Source organism: Kribbella sp. NPDC050281, assembly GCF_040655855.1.
GTDB lineage: Bacteria > Actinomycetota > Actinomycetes > Propionibacteriales > Kribbellaceae > Kribbella.
Genome location: NZ_JBFAKS010000069.1, coordinates 22,611 through 28,610, shown reverse-complemented (window position 1 = coordinate 28,610; position 6,000 = coordinate 22,611). Strand labels below are relative to the sequence as shown.

Below are 6,000 nucleotides of genomic sequence, written 5' to 3'. Positions count from 1 at the left end.
TCGTGCTCCGCTAGACGCCGCCCACCTGATCGGCGCGGGGGCCCCGCAATTGGGCGGGCCCACCGGAGTAACGTCCGGAGAGGCGGTGTTCTCTCCGGACGTTGCTCATGAATGAGGGAGTGAGCCCTGATGGGTGAAGCAAGGGCGAAGCAGCTGGCCGACCGGATCCAGGTGCTCGTCGCCGAGTTGCTCGAGCGCCGCGTCAAGGACCCCCGGCTGGGGTTCGTCACGGTGACGGACGCCCGGCTGACCGGCGACCTGCGCGAGGCGAGCGTCTTCTACACCGTGTACGGCGACGAGCAGGCGCGGGCCTCGACCGCGGCCGCACTGGAGTCGGCGCGCGGGCTGATCCGCAGCGAGGTCGGCAAGGCCCTCGGTCTGCGCCACAGCCCGAGCGTGGCGTTCTTCCTGGACGCCGTGCCGGAGAACGCCGGCCAGATCGAGGAGCTGCTGGCGAAGGCCCGGGAGGCCGACGCCGAGGTGGCCAAGGCCGCCGCGGGCGCCAAGCCGGCCGGCGATGCCGACCCGTACAAGCATCGCGAGGACGACGAGGACGAGCCGGCCGAGTGAGCGGTCCCGACTTCACCCCGTCGTCCGACGGCGTCGTCGTCGTCGACAAGCCGATGGGGTTGACCTCGCACACCGTCGTGGCCCGGATCCGGCGCCTCGCCGGCACCCGCAAGGTCGGTCACGCCGGCACCCTGGATCCGATGGCGACCGGCGTCCTCGTGGTCGGTATCAACCGCGCCACCCGGCTGCTGGGTCACCTGCAGCTGTCGGACAAGTCGTACGACGCGACGATCCGGCTCGGCGCGACGACCACGACCGATGACGCCGAGGGCGAGATCGTCATCACGGCCCCGATCGACGGCATCACCGCGGAGGCGATCGAGGCCGCGGTGGGCGGTTTCCGCGGCGAGATCTCGCAGGTCCCGTCCAAGGTCTCCGCGATCAAAGTCGACGGCCGCCGCGCGTACGAACGCGTCCGCGCCGGCGAAGAGGTCGCCCTCAAGGCCCGGGCCGTCACGGTGTCGCGCTACGACATCCTCGACGTACGCCCCGGTGCGGAGTGGATCGACGTGGATGTGTCGGTCGACTGCTCCAGCGGGACGTACATCCGTGCGCTGGCACGTGACCTCGGGGCCGAGCTCGGCGTCGGCGGTCACCTCACGGCGTTGCGTCGTACCCGGGTCGGCGCGTTCGACCTGTCGACCGCACACACGCTGGAGTCCCTGGCCGAGGACTTCGTCTGGCGCCCGATCTCCGAGGTCGCCGCCGAAACCTTCCCGCGGTACGACGCCAGCCCCGAACAGGCCGCCGCCATCCGTACCGGTCGGCCCCTGTCCGGCCTCAAACTGGCCCTCGGCCAAACCGCCATGTTCGACCCCACCGGTACCTTCCTGGCCCTCTACGAACCCCACGGCCCCGTAGCCAAACCCACCGCCGTCTTCGTCAGCTAGGCGCACATCCGTTTCTGTCGGTGGGCGGTCCTACGGTCGGAGGATGAGATATGGGTTCGTGTTGCCGATGGGGGATGCTCGGGATGCGGCGGAGTTGGCGGCGCTCGCCGAGGAGAGCGGGTGGGACGGGTTCTTCGTGTGGGAAGCCGTCTGGGGGATCGACGCCTGGGTGATGCTCGGTGCGGCGGCGATGACGACCGAGCGGATCCGGCTGGGGACGATGCTCACGCCGTTGCCGCGCCGGAAGCCGTGGGACGTCGCCGGGCAGACGTCGACGGTCGACAACCTGAGCAACGGCCGGGTGACGCTGGCCGTCGGTCTCGGGGTCTCGGGAGATGACCGGTTCTGGCTGTTCGAGGACGATCCGGGCCGCAAGGTCCGCGCGGAGCTGATGGACGAGTCGCTGGAGATGCTGCAGTACCTGTGGCGTGACGAGTCCTTCGAGTTCGCCGGCAAGCACTACCGCTCCAAGAAGGTCGCCGACCTGGTCCCGCCCGCGCCGCCACCCCCGGTGCAACAGCCGAGGATCCAGACCTGGGTCGTCGGCGCCTGGCCCCGACCGAAGTCCATGCGCCGCGCGGCTTTGCAGGACGGCTGGCTCCCGAACTACGTCGTACCACCCGGCGAGAAGCCAGGCGAGTGGACGCCAGACCTCCTGGCCGAAGGCGTCACCTGGATCCGCAACGAGCGAGCCGCCCACGGCCTGACGATGGACCGTTACGACATAGTCGCCGACGGCACGACCACCGCCGACGACCCCAACGCCGCCAATACAATCCGCCCCTGGGCAGAAGCCGGCGCCACCTGGTGGATCGACGCCGACTGGACCTCCCTGGACCCAGCCACCGTCCGCCCAGCCGCCGAACGCCGCCTGAAGGCCGGCCCACCCCGCGTGGACTGACATCCGGGTGGGCCTGGCTGGCTACTCTTGAGGGGTGCGTTCTCGTCCGACCTTGCAGTGGGCTCCTGGGCCTGACGTGTTGGCGCTTGAGCCGGGTACGGCGGACGTCGGGCCGGTTGCCAACGTGGTCGCAGGCGGGGGAGTCGTCGTACTGAGTGGGGCAGGGATCTCCACCGAGTCAGGCATCCCGGACTACCGCGGCGAGACAGGCAGCCTGCGCACCCACACCCCCATGACGTACGGCGATTTCACCGCAAGCGAATCCGGCCGCCAACGCTACTGGGCGCGAAGCCACCTCGGCTGGCGCACGATCGCCCGAGCAAACCCCAACACCGGCCACCGCGCGGTCGCAACGATGCAAGCCCGCGGCTACCTCACCGGCGTCATCACCCAGAACGTCGACGGCCTCCACCAAGCAGCCGGAGCCCGCGACGTGATCGAACTGCACGGCAACCTCGACCGCGTCATCTGCCTCACCTGCGGTACGACGTCCCCACGGGAAGTCCTCGACCGTCGCCTCAGAGCCGCCAACACCACGTTCGAGGGCGAGGCGACCCGGATCAACCCCGACGGCGACGTGGAACTGCCCGACGACATCGTCCGCACGTTCACCGTGGTGCCGTGCACCGTCTGCGGCGGCGTCCTCAAACCCGACGTGGTGTTCTTCGGCGAGAACGTCCCGAAGTCCCGCGTCGAGCGCTGCTACCGCCTGATCGACGACGCGAACGCCGTACTCGTCCTCGGCTCGAGTCTGACCGTCATGTCCGGCTTCCGTTTCGTCCGGCACGCCGCGAAGGCCGGCAAGTCGGTGCTGATCATCAACCAGGGCATCACCCGCGGCGACCCGTACGCCGACCACCGCGTCAACCTCCCGCTCGGCCAGGCCCTGACCGAACTCGTCGATCAGCTGTAGAAACACCTCCGGGCCGGACCGCGCGTGATGTGGTCCGGCCCGGGGGCCGCTCTACGGATTGGAAAGGGTCAGCGTTGCGCGCTGGTCCGTAGGCGGTTCAGGGAGGCCTTGACGGCCTGTGGGGAGGCGGCGGCTTGCCGGGCCAGCACGCGAGCGTGCGCGGCCCACTCCGACTGCTCCGCGGCGGTCACTCTAGCCGGGGCACCGGTCAAGGTCTTGAACGTCAGCGACGCAACGCCGGCCTGGCCTTCGAAGCGCGGGTGATAGTTCAGCGCCCGGAGCACGTTGATGTCCTTGCCCTGGATCCACGCCTGCCCGTCCGGCGCGCAAGCATCATGCCCGGTCGACGGCCCGAACGTGTCCACGTACGTCGCTCCGCCCGCGGCCGCGGCGGCAGAGATCGCGGTGTTGAGCGCCTGCTCGATCGAGTACAGGTACGCGTAGTCGCCGTCGGCGAACGGCAGGATCGACGGGCAGGTGCCCTGCTCCGGCGCGATCTTCGGGTAGCCGACCAGCAGGACCGTTGCCTGCGGCGACCGTGCTCTGATGCCCTGGACAACGATCGCGATCCGCGTCTGGGTCTGCGCGATCTTCGCCCGCAGCGTGTCCACGCCGTCGACCGTGAAGTGGGCCTTGCACGGCGCCCCGGCCGGATCGGAGGCCCGCAGCCCGGGGCAGGTGCCGACGATGTCGCCGAACACGCCGAAGTCGTTGCCGCCGATCCCTAGCGTCACGAGATCCGTGTCCGGCGTCAGCGCGTCGAACTGCGGAGCGGCCGTCCCGAGGATCGTGCTCTGCGGCTGCGTCATGTTGGTCGTATCGGCGCCGCCGCAGCTCACGTCGGTGAACTGGTGCACCCGCAGCATCGTGGCGAGCATCTTCGGATAGTTGCTGTACGAGCGTGCACACCCGAGCGACAGCAGGTCCGGCAGCGGGACCAGCGGCGCCGACGTGTACGAGTCCCCGAGTGCGACGTACTTGTGGAAGGCGGGCTCGGCGCTGGCGTTGGACACGGGCAGCGCGGCGACCAGAATCAGTGACGCGCAGGCGGCGACCAGGCGGCGTAGCTTCACAGGACCCTCCCCAGGCTCGGCAGTGCGGCCCCACCCTAAGTTGAGTCACCGCCTGATCACAAGGGGTGATCGAGCCGCGAGCACAGACCTGCCGCACGGGACGCCCTCGGGACATGGAATCCTGCTCTCATGCGTGTCTGGCACGGTTTGGACGAGGTGGGTGCGGATTTCGGCCCGTCGGTCGTCACCATCGGCAACTTCGACGGCGTGCACCGGGGTCACCAGGAGGTGCTCGCGCACGCCAAGGCGCGGGCGGCCGAGCTGGGTGGACTGCCGGTGGTCGCGCTCACCTTCGACCCGCACCCGATGATGGTGCTGCGGCCGGATCGGGCGCCGCTGATGCTCAGCGAGCCCGAGGAGCGGGCCGCGCTGCTGGGCAAGCACGGCGCCGACGCCGTGCTGATCCTCCCGTTCACCAAGGAGGTGTCCAGTTGGCCGCCGGAGGAGTTCATCGACCGGGTGCTGGTACGGACGCTGCACGCCAAGGCGGTCGTGGTCGGGGAGAACTTCCGGTTCGGTCACAAGGCGGCCGGGCACGTGGACACGCTCGTCGCGGCCGGTGCCGAGGCCGGTTTCCAGGTGGAGGGTCTGAGCCTGGCCGGCGATGAGCAGCCGTGGTCGTCGACGTACACGCGGGAGCGGATCGCCGAGGGTGATGTGGAGGCGGCGGCCGAGGCGCTCGGGCGCCCGCTGCGCGTGACCGGCGTGGTGGTCGAGGGCGACAAGCGCGGCCGCGAGCTGGGCTACCCGACGGCGAACATCCCCGCCGACCCACGGGCCGCGGTCCCGCTGGACGGCGTGTACGCGGGCTGGCTGACCGTCCTCGAGCCCGCCTCCGGCGCTCCGACGTACGACGAACCGCTGCCTGCGGCGATCAGCGTCGGCAGCAACCCGACGTTCGATGGCGTGGACCGCAGGGTGGAGTCCTACGTGCTCGACCGCGACGACCTGGAGCTGTACGGCGCCCGGATCGCGGTGGATTTCGTGGCCCGGCTGCGCGGCACCCAGATCCGGTTCGACTCGATCGACGAGCTCCTGGTGCAGATGAAGGCCGACGTCGACGGCGCGCGTCGCATCTTGACAGGGAATTAGGGTGACGCGTCCACGGACTGATACGCTGGCTGCTGCCGTCTGAACGGCCGCGGACAGAGAGTGCTCGGGTGAAGAATGCCCCGGTGCGCCGCGCAACGGAAATCGAGAGGAACTCTGTGTCATCTGTTGATGCTGCAACGAAGAAGAAGATCATCGGTGAGTACGCCCTGACCGAGGGTGACACCGGGTCTCCTGAGGTCCAGGTCGCGCTGCTGACGCACCGCATCGCCGACCTGACCGAGCACCTGAAGGAGCACAAGCACGACCACCACAGCCGTCGTGGCCTGCTGCTGCTCGTCGGCCAGCGCCGCCGGCTACTGAACTACCTGGCGAAGAAGGACATCAACCGCTACCGGTCCCTGATCGAGCGGCTCGGCCTTCGCCGATGACGTCGCGAGGAGCGGCCCCCGAGTCCCGGGTGGCCGCTCCTGGCGTATTCGTGCCCAGGCACGAGCTCAACAACTGAATACATAGCAAGACCGACGAACGAGGCGACGCGAAGCGCGTGGCGGGAGGACGACCGGTCCTCGGTAGTGGCTTTCGGGAGAACTCACAGTTCAC

Annotated in this window: 7 protein-coding genes; 6 read left to right on the top strand and 1 reads right to left on the bottom strand. The window is 69.4% G+C overall.

The window, feature by feature from the left end; all coding sequences use genetic code 11:
- The first annotated feature begins 129 nt into the window (after nt 1-129).
- Genes rbfA through AB0I34_RS42315 form a run of 4 tightly spaced genes read left to right on the top strand, consistent with a single transcriptional unit; the run spans nt 130 to nt 3,274 of the window.
- Complete coding sequence (rbfA, locus tag AB0I34_RS42330) at nt 130-570, top strand: 30S ribosome-binding factor RbfA (protein WP_360457753.1); 441 nt, start codon at nt 130-132, stop codon at nt 568-570.
- Entirely contained in the window at nt 567-1,460 is an 894-nt protein-coding gene (truB, locus tag AB0I34_RS42325) for a tRNA pseudouridine(55) synthase TruB (RefSeq protein WP_360457750.1), read from the top strand. The genes rbfA and truB overlap by 4 nt, the downstream gene beginning before the upstream one ends.
- Nucleotides 1,461-1,503: 43 nt before the next feature.
- Nucleotides 1,504-2,361, top strand: coding sequence for an LLM class flavin-dependent oxidoreductase (locus tag AB0I34_RS42320; RefSeq protein WP_360457747.1), 858 nt, complete (start codon nt 1,504-1,506; stop codon nt 2,359-2,361).
- A gap of 34 nt (nt 2,362-2,395) precedes the next feature.
- Nucleotides 2,396-3,274 (top strand): NAD-dependent protein deacetylase, encoded by an 879-nt coding sequence (locus tag AB0I34_RS42315; RefSeq protein ID WP_360457744.1) that lies wholly within the window; start codon nt 2,396-2,398, stop codon nt 3,272-3,274.
- Nucleotides 3,275-3,342: 68 nt separating this feature from the next.
- On the opposite strand, the gene AB0I34_RS42310 is transcribed toward AB0I34_RS42315, so the two are convergent.
- Nucleotides 3,343-4,347, bottom strand: coding sequence for an SGNH/GDSL hydrolase family protein (locus AB0I34_RS42310; RefSeq protein WP_360457741.1), 1,005 nt, complete (start codon nt 4,345-4,347; stop codon nt 3,343-3,345).
- A 129-nt stretch (nt 4,348-4,476) separates the two neighbouring features.
- On the opposite strand from AB0I34_RS42310, the gene AB0I34_RS42305 reads away from it, so the two are divergent.
- Both AB0I34_RS42305 and rpsO read left to right on the top strand, forming a co-directional pair.
- The gene (locus AB0I34_RS42305) at nt 4,477-5,439 is read left to right on the top strand and encodes a bifunctional riboflavin kinase/FAD synthetase (RefSeq protein ID WP_360457738.1); all 963 of its coding nucleotides are present in this window, start codon (nt 4,477-4,479) and stop codon (nt 5,437-5,439) included.
- Between the two features lie 116 nt (nt 5,440-5,555).
- On the top strand, nt 5,556-5,828 hold the full coding sequence (gene rpsO / locus AB0I34_RS42300; RefSeq protein ID WP_131351575.1) for a 30S ribosomal protein S15: 273 nt from the start codon (nt 5,556-5,558) through the stop codon (nt 5,826-5,828).
- Nucleotides 5,829-6,000 lie beyond the last annotated feature (172 nt).